The following is a 20,029-nucleotide window of genomic DNA, read 5'->3' on the forward strand; positions in this document are numbered from 1 at the left end:
ACTGCCATGTTGCTCAAGCTACCCACCCGACTCCTGCTGGCGGCCCTGCTGCTGCTGGCCATCCTGGCGCTGACCGCCTGCGCCAAGGACATCCCGGTCTACACGCCGCCGTCCGAACGGCCCGTGGCCGCCGCCGAAAAGCCCTGGGTCGCCGGAAATTTCCTGGCCCTGGCATACCACGACGTCGAGGACGACGATCCCGATCAGGCCTTTCTCAGCGTGCGCACCGACCGCCTCGTCGACCAGCTGGCCTGGCTGCGCGAGAACGGCTACCAGGCCGTCTCGGTCGACCAGATCCTGGCCGCGCGCCAGGGCGGCAAGCCGCTGCCGGACCGCGCCGTGCTGCTGTCGTTCGACGACGGTTACCGCAGCTTCTACACCCGCGTGCTGCCAATCCTGAAGGCCTACCGCTGGCCGGCGCTGCTGGCGCCGGTGGGCACCTGGATGGACACCCCCGCCAACAAGCCGGTCGACTTCGGCGGCAGCCTGGAACCGCGCCGCCGCTTCCTGGACTGGGACGAGATCCGCCTGATCTCGCAGTCCGGCCTGGTCGAGATCGCCGCCCACACCGACGCCTCGCACTACGGCGCGCTGGCCAACCCGCAGGGCAACACCGAGCCGGCCGCGGCGATCCGCGCCTACGACGCCAAGACCGGCGCCTACGAGACCGAGGCGCAGTTCGAGGCCCGCATGGGCGGCGACGTGCGCGCCATCAGCCGCAAGATCGAACAGGTCACCGGCAGGAAGCCGCGCGTCTGGGTCTGGCCCTATGGCGCCGAGGGCGGCAGCACGCTGCGCATCGCCGCCGACAACGGCTACGAGCTGGCGCTGACGCTGGAAGACGGCCCGGGCCGCCTGGACCGGCTGATGTCCACGCCGCGCATGCTGCTGGCCAGCGACCCGCCGCTCAAGCCCTTCGCCAACAGCATCGTCGGCATGGAAGCCACGCCGTCCATGCGCGTGGCCCACGTGGACCTGGACTACGTCTACGACCCGGACCCGGCGCAGACCGACCGCAACCTGGGCGAACTGGTGCAGCGCATCCTGGACCTGCAGATCAACACCGTGTTCCTGCAGGCGTATTCGGACCCGACCGGCGACGGCCTGGTGCGCTCGGTGTACTTCCCCAACCGCTGGCTGCCGGTGCGCGCCGACCTGTTCAACCGCGCCGCCTGGCAGCTGCACAACCGCGCCAACGTCATGGTGTACGCCTGGATGCCGGTGCTGGCCTATGACCTGGACGCGTCGATCCCGCGCGTCACGCGCTGGCAGCCAGGCGGGGCCGAGGCGCGCCCCGATCCCGACCAGTACCGCCGCCTGTCGCCGTTCGACGCCACCGCGCGGGCCCGCATCGGCGACCTGTACGAAGACCTGGCGCGCCACGCCATCTTCGACGGCGTCCTGTTCCACGACGACGCCGTGCTGTCCGACTTCGAGGATGCCAGCCCCGGCGCGCTGGCGGCCTACCGCGCCGCCGGCCTGCCCGCCGACATCGGCCAGCTGCGCGCCGACCCGGACACGCTACAGCGCTGGACCCGCTTCAAGAGCCGCGCCCTGGTCGACTTCACCGCCGAGCTGACCGACCGCGTGCGCGCCGTGCGCGGCCCGCAGATCAAGACCGCCCGCAACCTCTTCGCCCTGCCGATCCTGGAGCCGCAGTCCGAGACCTGGTTCGCGCAGAACCTGGACGACTTCCTGGGCGCCTACGACTGGACCGCGCCCATGGCCATGCCGCTGATGGAGAACGTGCCCAAGGGCCAGGAAAACGCCTGGCTCGACCGGCTGGTAGACGCCGTGGCGCGGCGCCCCGGCGCGCTCGACAGGACCGTGTTCGAACTGCAGGCGCGCGACTGGCGCACCGGCCCGGGGCGCCCCGAGGCCACGCCGATCGACACCGCGGTGCTGGCCGGCTGGATGCAGCGCCTGCAACTGCGCGGCGCGCGCAGCTTCGGCTACTACCCCGACGACTTCTCGCAAGACCAGCCCCGGTTGCAAGGCATCCGGCCCGCCCTCTCCGAAGCCTGGTATCCCCTCCGATGATCGACCGTCTGATTGCCCTGATTATCCTGCTGGCGGTGCTCGGCGCGCCGTTCGGCTTCACCATGATGCTGACCGGCCAGGCGCTGCTGGGCTTCGTCTTCTTCTACCCGCTATTCATGTCCGGCATGTGGATGGCCGGCGGCCTGTACTTCTGGTGGCACTGGGAACGGCGCTGGCAGTGGGGCCCCGGATCGACGCCGCCGGCGCTGGCCGGCGATCCGCTGGTGTCGATCCTGGTGCCCTGCTACAACGAGGCCGACAACGGCGAGGAAACCCTGCTGGCCGCGCTCAACCAGCGCTATCCGAACGTCGAAGTCATCGCCATCAATGATGGTTCCAGCGACGCCACCGGGCCGATGCTGGACCGCCTGGCCGAACAGCATCCGCGCCTGCGCGTGGTGCACCTGGCGCAGAACCAGGGCAAGGCCATGGCGCTGCGCATGGGCGCGCTGGCCGCGCGCAGCGAATACCTGGTCTGCATCGACGGCGACGCGGTGCTCGACCCCGACGCCGCCGCCTACCTGGTGGCGCCGCTGATCGACAACCCGCGCGTGGGCGCCGTCACCGGCAACCCGCGCATCCGCACCCGCTCGACCCTGATCGGCCGCATCCAGGTGGGCGAGTTCTCGTCCATCATCGGCCTGATCAAGCGCACCCAGCGCGTCTACGGCCAGGTCTTCACGGTGTCCGGCGTGGTCGCCGCCTTCCGGCGCGCGGCGCTGGACCGGGTCGGCTACTGGAGCCTGGACATGATTACGGAAGACATCGACATCAGCTGGAAGCTGCAGCGCGATCACTGGTCGATTTTCTACGAGCCGCGCGGCCTGTGCTGGATCCTGATGCCCGAGACGCTGCGCGGGATCTGGAAGCAGCGCCTGCGCTGGGCCCAGGGCGGCGCCGAGGTGTTCCTGAAGAACCTGCGCTCGATCTGGAGCTGGCGCCACCGCCGCCTGTGGCCGCTGATGCTGGAGTTCTGCCTGTCGACGGCCTGGGCCTTCGCCTTCGGCGTGTCGGTGCTGCTGTGGCTCATCAGCCAGGTCGTGACCCTGCCCAACAACATGCACATCGCCAGCCTGATGCCACCCGCCTTCACCGGCATGATGCTGGCCGTGGTGTGCCTGCTGCAGTTCGCCATCAGCATCCTGATCGACCGCCGCTACGAACCGGGCCTGTGGCGCGCGCTCTACTGGGTCATCTGGTATCCCCTGGCCTACTGGATGGTGAGCCTGTTCACCACCCTGGTCAGTTTCCCCAAAGTCATGCTGCGCAAGCAGGCCGAGCGCGCGCGCTGGACCAGCCCCGACCGCGGCATCAAATCACCGGACGCATCATGATCATCACCACGCAACGCTCGCGCGCGGGCTATCTGTTCGACCTGCTGTTGACCGCGGTTGGCTGGTTCGCCTTCGTCTACCTGTTCGGCGCCGGCATCGTCGCCATCCTGCGCGGCGCGGCCAGCGGACCGCAGGCGCCGCTCTGGCCGACCTTCCTGCCCTCGCTGCAGACGCTGGGCAGCTACGCCGTGCTGGCGTTGTTGAATGCGGCGGTGCTGGTCTTGTGGGCGGCCTACAACCACCTGCGCTTCGGCGGCAAGGACCGGCGCCAGCCGATCGCGCCGCTGGACGACCACCGGCTGGCCCTGAGCTTCGCCGTCACGCCGCGCCAGATCACCCAGTTGCGGGCCGCTCGCGTCACCATCATCCACCACGGCGGCGACGGCGAGATCCAGGCCATCGAGGCTGCCCGCCCGCGCCTGGCCGCCGTGTCGGCCGCCTGAAGACGGATACGGGGCGCATCGAATGATGGCCACCCATGGCCAGCAGCGGCGCGCCCGGCCTCACGCCGCGCGCCGTCAGGCGCGCTTGCGCTCTACGTTCGGCAGCAGCACCGCCACCACGCCCAGCAGCGGCAGGTAGGCGCAGACCTGGTACACATAGCCGATGCTGGTCGCGTCGGCCAGCTTGCCCAGCGCCGCCGCGCCCAGCCCGCCCATGCCGAAGGCAAAGCCGAAGAACAGGCCGGCGATCATGCCGACCTTGCCCGGCACCAGTTCCTGCGCATACACCACGATGGCCGAGAAGGCCGACGCCAGCACCACGCCGATGATCACCACCAGCACGCCGGTCCAGAACAGGTTGGCGTACGGCAGCAGCAGCGTGAACGGCGCCACGCCCAGGATCGACACCCAGATCACGATCTTGCGGCCGATGCGGTCGCCCACCGGCCCGCCCACCACCGTGCCCACCGCCACCGCGGCCAGGAACAGGAACAGGTACAGCTGCGCCTCGCGCACCGACAGCGCGAACTTGTCGATCAGGTAGAAGGTGAAATAGCTGTTCAGGCTGGCCAGGTAGAAGTATTTCGAGAACACCAGCAGGCCCAGCACGGCCAGCGCGCCCAGCACCTGGTTGCGGGTCAGGCCGTGGCCGCTGCCCTCGCGCCGGGCGCGCGGCTTCAGGCGCACGCGGTTGGCGCTGTACCAGCGGCCGATGCCGGTCAGCACCACCATGCCGAACAGCGCCGCCAGCGAGAACCAGGCCACGCTGCGCTGCCCGTGCGGAATGATGAACAGCGCCGCCAGCAGCGGCCCCAGCGCCGAGCCGACGTTGCCGCCCACCTGGAACAGCGACTGCGCCAGCCCATGGCGCCCACCCGAGGCCATGCGCGCCACCCGCGACGATTCCGGATGGAACACCGACGAGCCCGTGCCCACCAGCACCGCCGCCACCAGCAGCCAGCCGAACGACGGCGCCACCGACAGCAGCAACAGGCCGGCCAGCGTGAAGCCCATGCCCACCGGCAGCGAATACGGCTTGGGATTGCGGTCGGTGTAGAAGCCGATGAACGGCTGCAGCAGCGAGGCCGCCAGCTGGTACACCAGCGTGATCAGGCCGATCTGCGCGAACGACAGGCTGAACGAATCCTTCAGCATCGGATAGATGGCCAACAGGATCGACTGGATCATGTCGTTCATCAGGTGCGCCACGCTGATGGCGCCCAGCACCGCGAACGCGGTGGAAGGGTCGGCAACGGCGGGGTTCGGCGCCGGCGCGGCGGACGCGGCGCGGTCCGGCAGCCCGGCGGCGGGATTCTGGGCGGAGTTCATGGATAGGGAAAAGGAAAAAGGAAACGGGAATGCGTCCGACCTCACGCCGGGCGCCCTGGACAGTGTAGGAACGGCGCGCCGCCCGCGGCTGACAATTTTCGTCGGGAAAGTGACAAAATAGCGCTTTCCCCATCATGAATCCGGCTTCCTCCTTTTGTCGGAAGTGACACCATGCCCACCCGGCCCGCCCGCCTCGACCCGGCCCGCAGCATCGACGCCCAGGACTACCAGGACCGCCCCCGCGGCGTGACGGCGATGGCCAAGGAATTCACCGCCGGCGCCCGCACCGGCGCCCATTCCCATCCGCGCGCCCAGCTCATCTACGCCGTCGAGGGCGTGATGCACGTCACCACCCCGAGCGGCTTCTGGGCCCTGCCGCCGCTGCGCGCGCTGTGGGTCCCGGCCGGCGTGCCGCACGGCGTCGACATGATCGGCGCGGTCTCGATGCGCTCGCTGTACATCCATGCCGACGCCGCGCAGGCCTACTGGCCGCAATGCCAGGTGATCGAAGTCAGCGGCCTGCTGCGCGAACTGATCCTGGCGCTGACCGCCGAGCCCATCGACTATCCGCTGGGCGGACGGGCCGAGCAGGTGGCCGCGCTGATCCTGTCCGAACTGGCCGCCGCCCGGGTGGTGCCGATCCAGATTCCCTGGCCGCGCGACCGCCGCCTGCAAACCATCTGCGAAGCCATCCTCGACCGCCCCGGCCTGCAACGCGGCATCGAGGACTGGGCCAGCGAGGTCGGCGCCAGCGCGCGCACGCTGATCCGGCTGTTCCAGACTGAATTGGGACTGAATTACCGCCAGTGGGTACAGCAGGTGCGCCTGGCCGACGCGGTCTGCCGCCTGTCGCTGGGCGTGCCGGTGGCGCGCATCGCCGCCGACCTGGGATATCGCAGCCCCAGCGCCTTCAGCGCCATGTTCCACCGCGCGCTGGGCGCGCCGCCGCAGCGCTACCTGCGGGCGGCGCAGGCCCCATGACATCTGCAACCGGCCTTGCCGTTTGTCACGGCGCGCAATACATTTCAGCGCGCGCTTGCCATGTCGCGCTGCGCGAAACCCGCGCAGCGCGTATCCTCAAACCCGTCCCCATATGCTTGGCCCGTCCCCCGGTTCCTCCCCGCGGGCAAGTTTGGTTACCGAAACCTTCCGGCGCCATCGCCGGTCTATAGCGTTCTGCCCTAGAATCGCCTGCAATGAGCACCCCCCAGCAATCCTCCGCCACCCCGGGCGGCAAATCGGGCTTTCCCTGGAAACGACTCCTCGTCAAGGCTGGCGTCGCCGTCGCCGGCCTCGGTGTCTGCGGGGCGGTCCTGGTCGGCCTGGCGCTGGCGATCGCCTGGCCCAGCCTGCCGGACCTGCACGCCATGACCGACTACCGGCCGCGGGTGCCGCTGCGCATCTACACCGCCGACAAGGTCCTGATCGGCGAATACGGCGAAGAACACCGCAACGTGCTGCGCTTCGATGAAATCCCGCCGGTGATGCGCCAGGCGGTGCTGTCGGCCGAGGACGACCGCTTCTACCAGCACGGCGGCGTCGACTGGATGGGCATGGCGCGCGCCGTGCTGGTGAACCTCGTCAAGCAATCCAAGACCCAGGGCGGCAGCACCATCACCATGCAGGTGGCGCGCAATTTCTACCTGTCGTCCGAAAAGACCTATTCGCGCAAGTTCTACGAACTGCTGCTGACCTACAAGATTGAATCCGAGCTCACCAAGGACCAGATCCTCGAGCTCTACATGAACCAGATCTACCTGGGCCACCGCGCCTACGGGTTCGCCGCCGCCTCGCGCACCTACCTCGGCAAGCCGCTGTCGGAAGTGACGCCGGCCGAAGCCGCAATGCTGGCCGGCATCCCCAAGGCGCCGTCGCGCTTCAACCCCATCACCAACTTCCCGCGCGCCGAGATCCGCCAGCACTACGTGCTGGGCCGCATGAAGACGCTGGGCTACCTGACGCCGGAACAGGCCGACGAGGCCCTCAAGCAGCGCCTGGTCATCCGCGGCGCCGACGGCTCCAGCACCCGCGGCTTCGCCATCCACGGCGACTACCCGGCCGAGCTGGCGCGCCAGCTGATGTACGGCGTGTTCCAGGAACAGACCTACTCCAAGGGCATCGACGTCTACACCACGATCGACTCCAAGGACCAGGAAGCCGCCTACCGCGCCGTGCGCGATGGCGTGATGGACTACACCCGCCGCGCCCCCTACCCCGGCCCCGAAGACCAGATCGAACTGCCCGACGGCGTCGAGAAGGACCCCGCGGCGCTGGACGACCTGCTCGACGGCGTGCAGGAAAAGACGCCCGACAGCGAAGACCTGCTCGCCGCCGTGGTGCTGGCCGCCAGTCCGCAGGAAGTGACCGTGGCGCGCAGCGCCCGCGACATCATCACCATTTCCGACAAGAAGGCGCTGTCGGTGGTGGCGCGCGCGCTCAATCCCAAGGCCAGCGACAGCCAGCGCATCCAGCGCGGCTCGGTGGTCTACATCCACAAGAACGGCGACGGCTGGGAAATCATCAACATGCCGGCGTTGCAAGCGGCGCTGGTGTCGATGGTGCCGCAGGACGGCGCCATCCGCGCCATGATCGGCGGCTTCGACTACAACCGCGGCACCTTCAACCGCGTCACACAGGCCTGGCGCCAGCCGGGCTCGAACATCAAGCCGTTCGTGTACGCCGCGGCCCTCGAGCGCGGCCTGACGCCCGCCACGCAGATCTCGGACCAGCCGTTCATGCTGACCGCCGCCCAGACCGGCTCGAAGGACTGGCAGCCCAAGAACGACGGCAACCGCTACGAGCCCATGCTGACGCTGCGCCAGGGCCTGTACAAGTCCAAGAACATGGTCACCATCCGCATCCTGCAGGCCATCAGCCCGCAGTACGCGCAGGACTACCTGACCCGCTTCGGCTTCGACAAGGCGCGCTGGCCGGCGGTGCTGCCGCTGGGCCTGGGCGCCGGCGGCGCCACGCCGCTGCAGGTGGTCAACGGCTACAGCGTGTTCGCCAACGGCGGCTACCGCGTCACGCCCTACCTGGTGGCCAAGGTCACCGACCGCTCGGGCAACGTGCTGATGCAGGCGCAGCCAGTGGTGGCGGGCGACGCCGCCGCGCGCGCCATCGACCCGCGCACCGCCTGGGTCATGGACGACATCCTGCGCGGCGTCACCACCAGCGGCACCGCGGCGCGCGCGCACCAGGTGCTCAAACGCAACGACGTGGGCGGCAAGACCGGCACCACCAACGAGGCGGTCGACGTCTGGTTCTCCGGCTTCACCCCCAGCCTGGCCACCACGGTCTGGATGGGCTTCGACCAGCCCAAGTCGCTGGGCACCAATGAATTCGGCAGCGGCCTGGCGCTGACCACCTGGCTCGACTACATGCAGCCGGCGCTCAAGGGCGTGCCCGAGGCCAAGCCGGCGCCGCGTCCCGACGGCCTGCTGGTGGACAACGGCGAATACTATTTCAACGAATTCCCGCCGGGCCAGGCGGTGGCTTCGCTGGACCTGTCCAGCGGCGACCCGCTGACCGACTTCCTCAACAACAACCGCTCCACCGACGGCGTCGACAACTCGGTGCGGCCCCTGCCCGCGCCCGGCGCGGCGCTGCCGCCGGCGACTCCGCCCCAGGCGGGTACGCCCCAGGCAGGTATGCCCCAAGCGGGTACGCCCCAAGCAGGCGCACAAGCGCCCGCGCAAGCGATGCCGGCCCAGCAGGCGCCGGTGGCGCAGCCGATCCCGGTGCCGGCCGCCGGCGGCGGCGCCCTCGGCGGCTCGCTGGGCGGCGGCGACGGCGACAATACCCCGATCCCGCCGATCCCGGTGCCGCGCGTCGAGGCCGATCCGCTGGGCGGCGCCCGCGCCAGCGCCGTCAACGGCGTCGGGCCGCTGGCCGCGCGGCCGCTCTAGGCGCCACAGCTCCCCCCTCGGCCCGTGTTGCACGGGCCGCCCCCCGGGAAAAGCCGGCCTTGCCGGCGCGCGCATGGATAAACTATCATCCGGAATAATTCGCATTTCGGATAGTGGAATGCGCCGCGCCAACGCCACGCCAGTCCATCATGTCCGCCACCGGGACCTCCTCCCAGCCCATCGAAGTGCTTTACGGTGACCACCACGGCTGGCTGCGCGGCTGGTTGCGCAAGCGGCTGGGCAACGCCTTCGACGCCGCCGACCTGGCGCACGACACCTACGTCCGCATCCTGGCGTCCGGCAGCATGCCGCAACCGGACCAATCCCGCCGCCACCTGACCCAGATCGCCAACGGGCTGCTGATCGACCTGTACCGGCGCCGCGGCATCGAGGCCGCCTACCTGGAAGCCATCGCCGCGCTGCCCGTGGCGCTGGCGCCTTCCGAGGAAGTCCGCGCCCTGGCGGTCGAGGCCCTGGTCGAGGTCGACACCATCCTGCACAAGCTGCCACCCAAGGCCCGCATGGCGCTGCTGCTGTGCAAGCTCGACGGCCTGAGCTACCGCGAGATCGCCGAGCGGCTTCACGTGTCCGTGTCCTCGGTCGAGAAATACGTCGCGGCGGCGCTGCTGGCCTGTTACCAGGCGCTCTACGATGGTTCGCGCTGACGCCGCCGCCGGGCAAGGGCCGGCGATCGATCCCGCGGTCGTGCGGCGCGCCTCGGCCTGGATGGCGCGGTTGTGGTCGGGCGAGGCCAGCGCGGCCGACCGCGCGGCCTGTGATGCCTGGCTGGCCGCGCATCCCGACCACCTGCGCGCCTGGCGCCGCCTGCAGGTCATGGATGCCAAGCTGGCCGGCGTGTCCGAACCGGCCTCCCGCAGCGTGCTGCTCGAATCGCGGCCGCTCGCCTCCGCCGCGCGCCGCAAGGCGCTGCGGGCGCTGGGCATCGCGGCGGCCGCCACCGCCAGTGCCACCCTGCTCTGGCGCGAAAGCGGGCGCTGGGGCGTGCTGACGGCCGACCATCGCAGCGCCGTCGGCGAGATCCGCGACGTCACGCTGGCCGACGGCACCCGCGTGGTGCTCGACAGCGACTCCGCCATCGACGTGCGTTTCGACGGCCACGAGCGGCGCGTCATCCTGCTGGCCGGCGAAATCCTGGTGTCGACCGCCGTCGATGCGCGGGGCCGGCCGTTCCGGGTCCAGAGCCGGCAGGGCATGGTGCAGGCGCTCGGCACCCGCTTCACCTTGCGCGACGCGGGCCCGCTGGCGCACCTGGCGGTCTATGAAGGCGCGGTCGACATCTATCCCGGCGCGGCCACGCAGGCAGTGCTGCGGGTGCACGACGGCGAACGCACGCGTTTCGACCAGCATCATGCCGAAGCGCCAGCCAAAGCGCGCGAAGCCGACGCCGCCTGGGCGCGCGGGGTGCTGCTGGCCGAAGACATGCGGCTGGCGGACTTCACCGCGCGGCTGGCGCGCTATCGCAGCGGCTTCCTGCGCTGCGATCCCGCCGTCGCCGAGCTGCGCGTCACCGGGGTATTCCCCCTGCGCGACACCGACCGCGCCCTGCACAACCTGACGCTCGGCGTGCCGGTCTACATCCGGTATCACACCCGCTACTGGGTGACCGTCGGCCCCCGGGCCCGCTAGGGCCTGTTGCAATTTTTCTTGGCGGCGCATTGAGGAAATCGCCCGCTCGTCCGGAAGACAAAGCAGTCGCAACACTTTCTTCCGTACTTTCTGGGACCGACCCGATGGCGAGCCGCCACCTTTCCTCTCCGTTCTCCATGACCCCGCCCCTGTCGGCGCGGCCCGCCGTCACCGGCCTGCTCTCGCGCCGCACGGCGCTTGGCCTCGCGCTGGGCTGCGCCATCCTCGCCGCCTCGCAGGCGTCGGCCCAGGTGACGCCGGCGCCCGCCGGGGCACAGGCCCCGGTGCGCACCTACCAGATCCCGTCCGGTCCGCTGGACCAGGCCCTGACCCGCTATGCCAGCGAGGCGGGCGTCGAGCTGTCGGCGGACGCCGCGCTGACCCGGGGCAAGACCAGCCCCGGCCTGAACGGCGCCTACAGCCTGCAGGACGGCTTCGCCACCCTGCTGCAGGGCCAGGGCCTGCGCATCGTGCGCGGCGCCAACGGCGCCTATTCGCTGCGTCCGGCGCCCACCGCCGACAGCCCCGCCACGCTGCCGGCGGTCACCGTCACCGGCCGGCCCGAAACGGCCTGGAGCCCGGTGGACGGCTATGTCGCCACCCGCAGCGCCACCGGCACCAAGACCGACAGCAGCATTCTCGAAACGCCGCAGTCGATCTCCGTGGTCACCGCCGACTTCATCCGCGAGACCGGCGCCTCGCGCCTGAAGGAAAGCCTGGCCTACACCCCGGGCATCAACACCCTGCCCTGGGGCGCCGACACGCGCTTTGACTGGACCATCATCCGCGGCTTCGACGCGCAGGCGCCGGGCTACTACCTGGACGGCCTGCAGCTGCGCAACAACAACAGCTGGGCGGTCTGGCAGACCGAGGTCTACGGCGCCGAGCGCATCGAGGTGCTGCGCGGCCCGACCTCGGTGCTGTACGGCCAGAACGGCGCGGGCGGCATGATCAACGTAGTCAGCAAGCGTCCCACCGACGAACCGCTGCACGAACTGGAGGTGCAGCTCGGCGACCATTCGCGGCGCCAGGTGGCGGGCGATTTCTCGGGCCCGCTGGATGAGAACGGCAAGGTGCTCTACCGCATCACCGGACTGGCGCGCGACGCCGAGCTGCCCGCCAGCGGCCTGCCCAACGACCGCTTCTTCATCGCGCCGGCGCTGACCCTCAAGCCGTCCAGCGACACCACGCTGACGCTGCTGTCGCAATACCTGCGGGTGCGCGACGGCAGTTCCTACGGCAGCTTCCCCGAGGTCGGCACGCAACTGCCCAATCCGAACGGCAAGTTCAAGCCCAACACCTATGTGGGGGAACCGGGCTTCGACCGCTTCAACCAGGAACAGTGGATGGTCGGCTACCTGCTGGAGCATCGCTTGAACGACACCTGGACCGTGCGCCAGAACACGCGCTACGGCTACACCAGCGTCGACTATCGCCAGGTCTACGTGCGCGGCGGCTTCGCCACCGTCAACCCCGCCAACCCGGACGACCCCGCCAACTTCCGGCTGCTGGAGCGGTTCCCGTTCGGCAGCCAGGAAAACGCGCGCCTGTTCACCATCGACAACCAGGCGCAGGCCAAGGTCGCGCTGGGCGACTGGACCCACACCTTCCTGTTCGGGCTGGACTACCAGCGCTCGCGCAACTACCAGCGCACCTACAACGATGGCGTGGTCGCGCCCATCGACGGCTATTCGCCATCCTATGGCAGCCCGGTCGAGACCGCCGCGCCCTGGTTCGACGCCACCACCCGGCTGGCGCAGACCGGGCTCTATCTGCAGGACCAGATCAAGTGGGGCAACTGGGTGGCCACGCTAGGCGGCCGCTACGACAAGGCCAGCGCGGACGTGGACAGCAACATCGACGGCTCGCGCACCAAGATCTCCGAGCACAATTTCAGCAAGCGCGCGGGGCTCGTCTACCTGCATCCGAGCGGCATCGCGCCGTACTTCAGCTACGCGGAATCGTTCTCGCCCACCGCCACCATCGACCCGGTGACCAACAGCCCGATGCGCCCGGAGACCGGCCGCCAGTACGAACTCGGCATCCGCTACGAGCCGCCCGGCGGGCGCAGCCGCTACAGCGCGGCGGTGTTCGACCTGCGGCGCCACAACTACATCACCTACACGCCCGAGTTCCTGCCCAAGCAGACCGGCGAGGTGCAGGTGCGCGGCCTGGAACTGGAAGCCGCGTTCCGGCCGCTGCCGCAGATGAACGTGGTGGCCGCCTATACCTACACGCCCAAGGCCGAGGTCACGGCCAGCAGCACGCCGAGCGAAGTCGGCAAGCAGATGCAGGCAGTGTCGCGCAACCAGATCGCGGTCTGGACCGACTATCGCTTCGAATCGGGCATCAAGGTCGGGCTGGGCGCCCGCTACACCGGCCCGAACTGGGGCTACCAGGAATCGGCCGCGGAAAAACTGCCGGGCTACACGCTGTTCGACGCCATGATCGGCTATCAGGTGCAACGCTGGAACCTGGCGCTGAACGTGCGCAACCTCGGCAACCGCACCTATCTCAGCAATTGCAGCGCGGGCGCCTGCCGCTACGGCGACCAGCGCACGGTGCTGGCGACCGCGACCTACCGCTGGTAGGCGCGGCCGGCGGCAACAGGCCCGGCCCGCGTCAACCGACGGCTTCGGTGTCCGGTTCGGTCACCACCGCGCGCGGCCAGGCCTGCAGCGTTTCCAGGTCGAGGAAGGTGAAGTAGCCGTCCTTCCAGCCCTCGGTATCGATGTGATAGACGTTGCCCAGCGCCAGCGGCGCGGCCACGGGCGTGTGGCCCGCCACCACGGCGCGCACGCCGCGCACCCCGGTGCGGTCCAATTGCCGCAGCCGCTCGCGCGACCACTGGCAGGCCGCGCTGGTGCGCTTGTAGCGGTCCTGCAACGCCGATTCCAGGCGCGGCCAGAACAGCACCGGGCAGTCCGCGTGCAGCAGCCCCACCGGGCCGGACGAGGTTTCCACCTCGATCGCGATGGGCAGTTGCCCGAAGGCCTCGGCGTAGACCTGCTGGCGGTCGGCCGGCAGGTCCAGGAACCAGCCGCCGCCGTAGCCGCGCCAGTTCACCACGTCCACCTGCCCGGTGCGCACGTGGCGCACGGCGTAGTCCTCGTGGTTGCCCTGCACCGCGAAGAACCAGGGCTGCGCCAGCCATTCCAGCGCGGCCTCGCTCTCCGGCCCCCGGTCGACCAGGTCGCCGACGGAAAACAGCCGGTCGCGGCTGGCATCGAACCCCATCCGCCCCAGGCTGTCCTGCAGGCGGGTAAAACAGCCGTGCACGTCGCCCACCGCGAAATCGCGGCCCTGCTCGTTGCGCGGTACTTTCAGAAAACGTTGCTGCATGATGATCCAGCCCGCCCAATCGGGCCCATGTTTCTTTTTAACCCGCTTTCATCAGTCCCCGATTACACCGGGCTTTCACGCGTCTTCCACATATTGCGTTACGAGAATAGCTATTATTCGTGATAATGTTCCGTCTTTCCCAAAATCCAACTTGAAGGGGGCCGCGCGAGCCGCCCCGCCGTCGCCATGACCGCCGCCTCCACCATCAAAACCTGGTACCTGGTCCACAAGTGGACCAGTCTGGTCTGTACGATCTTCCTGCTCATCATCTGCCTGACCGGGCTGCCCTTGGTGTTCCACCACGAGATCGAACACTGGCTCGACGACGGCAAGCCGCTGTCCGACGTGCCCGCCTCGACGCCTCCGGCCAATCTCGACAAGCTGATCGACACCGCCAAATCCATGTATCCGGGCGAAGTCGTCGACTATCTCTTCTTCGACCCCGATGAGCCCCAGGTCTACGTCGGCATGGCCAAGAAGCCGGGCGACGGCCCGATATCCGGCCACGCCGTGCGCATGGACGGCCGTACCGGCGACGTCCTGCTGGACGGCCCGCCATACAGCCAGGACAAGTTCTCCTTCATGGGCATCATGCTGGCCTTGCACGTCGACCTGTTCGCGGACCTGCCCGGTGAACTGTTCCTCGGCTTCATGGGCCTGCTGTTCTGCATCGCCATCGTCTCGGGCGTGGTGCTCTACGGCCCCTTCATGAAGAAGCTGGAATTCGGCACCGTGCGCGCCGGCCGCTCGACCCGCCTGAAGTGGCTCGACCTGCACAACCTGCTCGGCATCGTCACCCTGGTGTGGGCCTTCGTGGTCGGCTTCACCGGCGTCATCAACGAGCTGTCCACGCCGCTGTTCCGGCTGTGGCAATCGACCGAACTCGCGAGCATCCTGGAACCCTACAAGGGCCAGGGCGTGCCGGCCGAGCTGTCGTCGGCCCAGGCCGCGGCCGACACCGCGCGCAAAGCCCTGCCGGGCAACCAGGTGTCGTTCATCGCCTTCCCCGGCAACGCCTTCGGCAGCCCGCACCACTACATCAGCTGGATGCGCGGCGACACGCCGCTGACCTCCAAGATGAACACGCCGGTCCTGATCGACGGCCGCAGCGGCGAACTGACCACCATCGCGAAAATGCCGTGGTACCTGACCGCGCTGGAACTGTCGCGTCCGCTGCACTTCGGCGACTACGGCGGCCTGCCGCTGAAGATCATCTGGGCCGTGCTCGACCTGATCACCATCGTGGTGCTGGTCAGCGGCCTCTACCTGTGGCTGGCCCGCCGCCGCGCCACCGAAGCCCGCATCGCCGAACTGGTGCGCAAGCACCAGGCCGCCGCCCCGCAACGGAGCCCCGCATGAGCAAGAAATCCTCGCGCGGCTTCCTGTTTGTCTGGGGCGTGCCGATCCTGCTGGGCGTGCTCAGCATCTTCGGCCTGCTGGCCGCGCTGCTGGGCACCGGCGGCTGGCACTGGGCCTCGTGGACGGCGCTGACCATCCTGCTGGTGGTCATCGTGCGCTACTGGTGCTTCCCGCCCAGACAGCCCGAGGCATAACGGGGCGGCGGCCCGCGGCCGCCGCGCGCCTCACTTGCCGAACTTCTCCGGATCGGGGCCCAGGCGGGCCCCTTCCTTGATGGCGTCGATCGCCGCCATCTCCGCGCCCGACAGCTCGAAATCGAACACGTCGATGTTCTCGCGGATGCGCGCTGGCGTCACCGACTTCGGAATCACGATCAGGCCGTGCTGCAGATGCCAGCGCAGCGTCACCTGGGCCGGCGACTTGCCGTGCTTGCGCGCCAGGTCCACGATCGTCTTGTCCTTGGTGACCGCGCCCTGCGCCAGCGGGCTCCACGACTCGGTGGCGATGCCATGCTTGTCATGGAACGCGCGCAATTCGCGCTGCGCGAAACCGGGGTGCAGTTCGATCTGGTTCACCGCCGGCGTCACGCCGGTGGCGTCGATCAGGCGCTCGAGGTTGGCCTGCGTGAAGTTGGACACGCCGATCGAACGCGCGCGGCCATCCTCTTTCATCTCGATCATCGCGCGCCAGGCGTCGACGAACTTCTCGCTGCCCGCCACCGGCCAGTGGATCAGGTACAGATCCACATAGGCCAGGCCCAGCTTTTCCAGGCTCTCGTTCATGGCCTCGTGGGCCGAATCGAAGCCATGCCTGTCGTTCCACAGCTTGGTCGTGACAAACAGATCCTTGCGCGCCACGCCTGCCGCGCGCAGGCCGGCGCCGACGCCGGATTCGTTGCCATAGATCGCGGCGGTGTCCACCGAACGGTAGCCCGCCGCCAACGCCTCCTTGACGCTGGCGGCGGCCTGGTCGTCCGGCACCTGCCAGACGCCCAGGCCCAATTGCGGAATCTTGCTGCCGTCGTTCAGTTTGACTGTGGGTACCTTCGCCATATGACCCTCCGAAACTTGCAACGCAACACTTGCACGGCGAAAACGCGCCAGGTCGCGCGACCAGGAATGCTGCCGGGCGTACGCCTGGTCGACAGTGGATGATGGGCCCGCCCTGCTGCGCCCGCATACGAAAACCGGATGGAAAACCCCCGGGAGCGGCCAGCGCGCGGCCCATCCGTCCCAGGGGTTTTCAGTTAAATAATAGCGCCGGTGCCGGATAATCGCCTCCATACCCGGCCCGCGCCCCGCGCCGGCCCACGCCATTTGCCCTTGCCGCCCCTATGACAACCCCTGACTCCCGGACGCCCGGCCGTGGCGGTTTCGCCACGCTGCGCACCCTGTTCCCCTACCTCTGGCCGCCCGGCCAGACCGGCCTGAAGGTCCGCGTCGTCGCCGCCCTGCTGTGCCTGTTCGCCGCCAAGGCGGCCACCGTCTACGTGCCGCTGCTGTACAAGCACGCCATCGACGCCCTGGGCCAGGGCGCGCCCGGCAGCGTGACCGTGCCGCTGGGCCTGATTCTGGCCTATGGCAGCGCGCGCGTTCTGTCCCTGTTGTTTTCCGAATTGCGCGACGCCCTCTTCGCCCGCGTCGGCCAGCACGCCATCCGCTCGGTCGGCCTGCGCATCTTCCGCCACCTGCACGGCCTGGCGCTGCGCTTTCACCTGACGCGCCAGACCGGCGGCCTGACCCGCGCCATCGAGCGCGGCACCAAGGGCATCCAGACGCTGCTGTCGTTCCTGCTGTTCAACATCCTGCCGACCTTCTTCGAGATCGGCCTGGTCTGCATCGTGCTGTGGCGCATGTTCGACGCCTGGCTGGCGCTGGCCACCGGCGCCACCGTGGTCCTGTACATGGCCTACACGCTGGCCGTCACCGAATGGCGCGCCAAGTTCCGCCGGCTGATGAACGAGACCGACTCCGAGGCCAACACCAAGGCCATCGAGAGCCTGCTGAACTACGAGACGGTCAAGTACTTCGGCAACGAGGAACACGAAGCGCGCCGCTACGACGCCTCGCTCACCCGCTACGAACGCGCCGCGGTGCGCAGCCAGGTCAGCCTGTCGATCCTCAACGTCGGCCAGGCCGTCATCATCTCCGCCGGCCTCACGCTGGTGATGTGGATGGCCGCCAACGGCATCGCCGAGGGCCGCTACACGCTGGGCGACTTCGTGCTGGTCAACACCTACCTGCTGCAGCTGTACTCGCCGCTCAGCTTTTTCGGCTTCATCTACCGCGAGATCAAGCAGGCCATGATCGACATGGAACGCATGTTCGAACTGCTGGGCCAGGACCGCGAAGTGGCCGACCGCCCCGGCGCGCAGCCACTGCGCGTCGACGGCGGCGCGGTCGAGTTCCGCGACGTGCGCTTCGGCTACGACGAACGGCGGCCCATCCTCAAGGACGTGAGCTTCACCCTGCCGGCCGGCAAGACCGTGGCCGTGGTCGGCACCTCGGGCGCGGGCAAGTCCACCATCGCGCGGCTGCTGTTCCGCTTCTACGACGCCGACGCCGGCGCCATCCTGGTCGACGGCCAGGACATCCGCGACGTCACCCAGGCCAGCCTGCGCGCCGCCATCGGCGTGGTGCCGCAGGACACCGTGCTGTTCAACGACACCATCCGCTACAACATCGGCTACGGCCGGCCCGGCGCCTCCGACGCCGAGATCGAGCAGGCCGCCCGGCTGGCGCACATCCACGACCTGGTCATGGCCATGCCCGACGGCTACCAGACCATGGTGGGCGAGCGCGGCCTCAAGCTGTCCGGCGGCGAAAAGCAGCGCGTCGCCATCGCCCGCACCCTGCTCAAGGACCCGGCCATCTTCCTGTTCGACGAAGCCACCAGCGCGCTCGACACGCGCACCGAACGCGACATCCAGACCAACCTGCGCGAGGTCAGCCGCGGCCGCAGCACGCTCATCATCGCCCACCGCCTGTCCACCGTGGCCGACGCCGACGAGATCATCGTGCTGGAGGACGGCCGCATCGCCGAACGCGGCCGCCACACGTACCTGCTGGCCGCGGGCGGCCTGTATGCCGCGATGTGGGCGCGACAGCAGGAAAACACCGCCGCGCCGGCCGATTGACAAGCCCCGCCCCCTGACCCAAGATCGCACCCTTTGATTCCAAGGCCTTCCATGCAGGATTCCCGTATCGCTCCCGAAGTCCGCGTCTGCGCCGCCACCGACCTGGTCAATGGCGGGCTGGGCGTCAAAGTGCCGGTCTCCGACAGCGCGGGGCAGACCACGGCGTTCTTCGTGCGTTACCAGGACCAGGTCCATGGCTATCTGAATCGCTGCGCGCACGTGGGCGTCGAACTCGATTGGGAAGGCAGTTTCTTCACCCGCGCCGGCGACCTGATCATGTGCGCCCGCCACGGCGCCACCTACCAGCCCGATACCGGCCTGTGCGTGGGCGGGCCCTGTAAGAACGGCCGCCTCACGGTGCTGACGGTGCAGGAGCGCGACGGCGCCGTCTACTGGCAGCCCAGCGGCAGGATCCAGCCGCTGGCCGTCTGAGGCCTCAGGCGCGGGCCGGTTCGGCCGCCTGCGCCGGCTCGGCGCGATCGGCATAGCGGCGCGCCAGCACCGCGCAGACCATCAGCTGCATCTGGTGGAAGATCATCAGCGGCAGCACCACGATGCCCATCTGCGAGGTGCCGAACAGCACCGTGGCCAGCGGAATGCCGGACGCCAGCGACTTCTTCGACCCGCAGAACACCAGCGTGATCTCGTTTTCCTTGGACAGCCCGAGCTTGCGGCTGCCCCAGGTGGTGATCAGCAGCACCGCCCCCAGCAGCAGCGCATTGACCAGCACCATGGTCGCCAGGTCGATCGCCGGGAACGCGTGCCAGATGCCCTGCGCCACCGCTTCGCTGAACGCGGTATAGACCGCCAGCAGGATCGAGCTGCGATCCACCTTCGACAGGACGCGGCTGTTGCGCTGCGCCCAGGCGCCGATCCACGGCCGCAGCAGGCTGCCCAGCGCGAACGGCAGCAGCAATTGCAGCAGGATGCGGCCGGCGTCGGCCAGGCCATGGCCGCCCCCCTGGCGATGCAGCAGCACCGCCACCAGCAGCGGCGTCAGCACCGTGCCCAGCAGGTTCGAGGCGGTGGCCGCGCAGATGGCGCCCGGCACGTTGCCGCGCGCCATCGAGGTGAAGGCGATGGACGACTGCACCGTCGACGACAGCGTGCACACGAAGATCACGCCCACCCACAGCGCCGGCGTCAGCAGGCCGGGAAAGGCGGCCCGCAGCGCCAGCCCCAGCGCCGGGAACAGGATGAACGTGCATCCCAGGATCAACGCATGCAGCCGCACGTCCTTGACGCCGGCCACGATCGCGTCGGTCGACAGGCGCGCGCCGTGCAGGAAAAACAGCAGCGAAATCGCCAGGTTGCTGGCCACCAGCATGAACGACGCGCCCTTGCCCACGGCGGGGAAAAAGCTGGCGAAGGCCACGGTGGCGATCAGGATGAGGGTGAACTGGTCGGGCAGGAAGCGGCGCATGGCGAGGGGTTTCCAGGAAGGTCGCGGCCACTATAGGCGCGCCGCTTGCTATCGTGAAGACCACTGGT

16 protein-coding genes are annotated in these 20,029 nt (G+C 69.1%); 12 read left to right on the forward strand and 4 right to left on the reverse strand.

Going from position 1 to position 20,029, the window contains the following annotated elements; translation table 11 throughout:
- The first annotated feature begins 6 nt into the window (after positions 1-6).
- The 3 genes from pgaB to pgaD are packed head-to-tail and all read left to right on the forward strand — an operon-like array spanning position 7 to position 3,817.
- Positions 7-2,040, forward strand: a complete 2,034-nt coding sequence (gene pgaB, locus I6I07_RS28120; RefSeq protein ID WP_198484588.1) for a poly-beta-1,6-N-acetyl-D-glucosamine N-deacetylase PgaB — start codon at positions 7-9, stop codon at positions 2,038-2,040.
- On the forward strand, positions 2,037-3,374 hold the full coding sequence (gene pgaC / locus I6I07_RS28125; RefSeq protein WP_198484589.1) for a poly-beta-1,6-N-acetyl-D-glucosamine synthase: 1,338 nt from the start codon (positions 2,037-2,039) through the stop codon (positions 3,372-3,374). The genes pgaB and pgaC overlap by 4 nt, the downstream gene beginning before the upstream one ends.
- On the forward strand, positions 3,371-3,817 hold the full coding sequence (pgaD, locus tag I6I07_RS28130; RefSeq protein WP_198484590.1) for a poly-beta-1,6-N-acetyl-D-glucosamine biosynthesis protein PgaD: 447 nt from the start codon (positions 3,371-3,373) through the stop codon (positions 3,815-3,817). The genes pgaC and pgaD overlap by 4 nt, the downstream gene beginning before the upstream one ends.
- Positions 3,818-3,892: 75 nt before the next feature.
- On the opposite strand, the gene I6I07_RS28135 is transcribed toward pgaD, so the two are convergent.
- Positions 3,893-5,146 carry an MFS transporter gene (locus I6I07_RS28135; protein ID WP_006394109.1) on the reverse strand — a complete coding sequence of 418 codons (1,254 nt, stop codon included), beginning with the start codon at positions 5,144-5,146 and terminating at the stop codon, positions 3,893-3,895.
- A 171-nt stretch (positions 5,147-5,317) separates the two neighbouring features.
- On the opposite strand from I6I07_RS28135, the gene I6I07_RS28140 reads away from it, so the two are divergent.
- The 5 genes from I6I07_RS28140 (at position 5,318) to I6I07_RS28160 (ending at position 13,292) form a co-directional block, all read left to right on the forward strand.
- A complete protein-coding gene (locus tag I6I07_RS28140) occupies positions 5,318-6,127 on the forward strand; it encodes an AraC family transcriptional regulator (RefSeq protein ID WP_198484591.1) in 810 nt (269 codons plus the stop codon).
- A gap of 215 nt (positions 6,128-6,342) precedes the next feature.
- Positions 6,343-9,054, forward strand: coding sequence for a penicillin-binding protein 1A (locus I6I07_RS28145; RefSeq protein ID WP_198484592.1), 2,712 nt, complete (start codon positions 6,343-6,345; stop codon positions 9,052-9,054).
- A 149-nt stretch (positions 9,055-9,203) separates the two neighbouring features.
- Complete coding sequence (locus I6I07_RS28150) at positions 9,204-9,719, forward strand: sigma-70 family RNA polymerase sigma factor (RefSeq protein WP_198484593.1); 516 nt, start codon at positions 9,204-9,206, stop codon at positions 9,717-9,719.
- A complete protein-coding gene (locus tag I6I07_RS28155) occupies positions 9,706-10,701 on the forward strand; it encodes a FecR domain-containing protein (RefSeq protein WP_232625798.1) in 996 nt (331 codons plus the stop codon). Before I6I07_RS28150 ends, I6I07_RS28155 begins: the two co-directional genes overlap by 14 nt.
- A gap of 137 nt (positions 10,702-10,838) precedes the next feature.
- A complete protein-coding gene (locus I6I07_RS28160) occupies positions 10,839-13,292 on the forward strand; it encodes a TonB-dependent siderophore receptor (protein WP_198484594.1) in 2,454 nt (817 codons plus the stop codon).
- 31 nt (positions 13,293-13,323) lie between these two features.
- Here I6I07_RS28160 and I6I07_RS28165 read toward each other — a convergent pair whose 3' ends face one another.
- The gene (locus I6I07_RS28165) at positions 13,324-14,043 is read right to left on the reverse strand and encodes a metallophosphoesterase (protein WP_198484595.1); all 720 of its coding nucleotides are present in this window, start codon (positions 14,041-14,043) and stop codon (positions 13,324-13,326) included.
- 186 nt (positions 14,044-14,229) lie between these two features.
- On the opposite strand from I6I07_RS28165, the gene I6I07_RS28170 reads away from it, so the two are divergent.
- A complete protein-coding gene (locus I6I07_RS28170; RefSeq protein WP_198484596.1) occupies positions 14,230-15,402 on the forward strand; it encodes a PepSY-associated TM helix domain-containing protein in 1,173 nt (390 codons plus the stop codon).
- Complete coding sequence (locus tag I6I07_RS28175) at positions 15,399-15,596, forward strand: hypothetical protein (protein ID WP_198484597.1); 198 nt, start codon at positions 15,399-15,401, stop codon at positions 15,594-15,596. The genes I6I07_RS28170 and I6I07_RS28175 overlap by 4 nt, the downstream gene beginning before the upstream one ends.
- Before the next feature lie 30 nt (positions 15,597-15,626).
- On the opposite strand, the gene I6I07_RS28180 is transcribed toward I6I07_RS28175, so the two are convergent.
- Positions 15,627-16,454, reverse strand: coding sequence for an aldo/keto reductase (locus I6I07_RS28180; RefSeq protein ID WP_035360217.1), 828 nt, complete (start codon positions 16,452-16,454; stop codon positions 15,627-15,629).
- 281 nt (positions 16,455-16,735) lie between these two features.
- On the opposite strand from I6I07_RS28180, the gene I6I07_RS28185 reads away from it, so the two are divergent.
- Together I6I07_RS28185 and I6I07_RS28190 are read left to right on the forward strand one after the other, a co-directional pair.
- Positions 16,736-18,538 (forward strand): ABCB family ABC transporter ATP-binding protein/permease, encoded by a 1,803-nt coding sequence (locus I6I07_RS28185; RefSeq protein WP_198484598.1) that lies wholly within the window; start codon positions 16,736-16,738, stop codon positions 18,536-18,538.
- Between the two features lie 51 nt (positions 18,539-18,589).
- The gene (locus I6I07_RS28190; protein WP_116521440.1) at positions 18,590-18,970 is read left to right on the forward strand and encodes a Rieske (2Fe-2S) protein; all 381 of its coding nucleotides are present in this window, start codon (positions 18,590-18,592) and stop codon (positions 18,968-18,970) included.
- Between the two features lie 4 nt (positions 18,971-18,974).
- On the opposite strand, the gene I6I07_RS28195 is transcribed toward I6I07_RS28190, so the two are convergent.
- On the reverse strand, positions 18,975-19,961 hold the full coding sequence (locus I6I07_RS28195) for a bile acid:sodium symporter family protein (RefSeq protein WP_198484599.1): 987 nt from the start codon (positions 19,959-19,961) through the stop codon (positions 18,975-18,977).
- Between the last annotated feature and the right edge of the window lie 68 nt (positions 19,962-20,029).

This window comes from Achromobacter deleyi (genome assembly GCF_016127315.1).
In the GTDB taxonomy this organism is placed as follows: Bacteria; Pseudomonadota; Gammaproteobacteria; order Burkholderiales; family Burkholderiaceae_B; genus Achromobacter; species Achromobacter insuavis_A.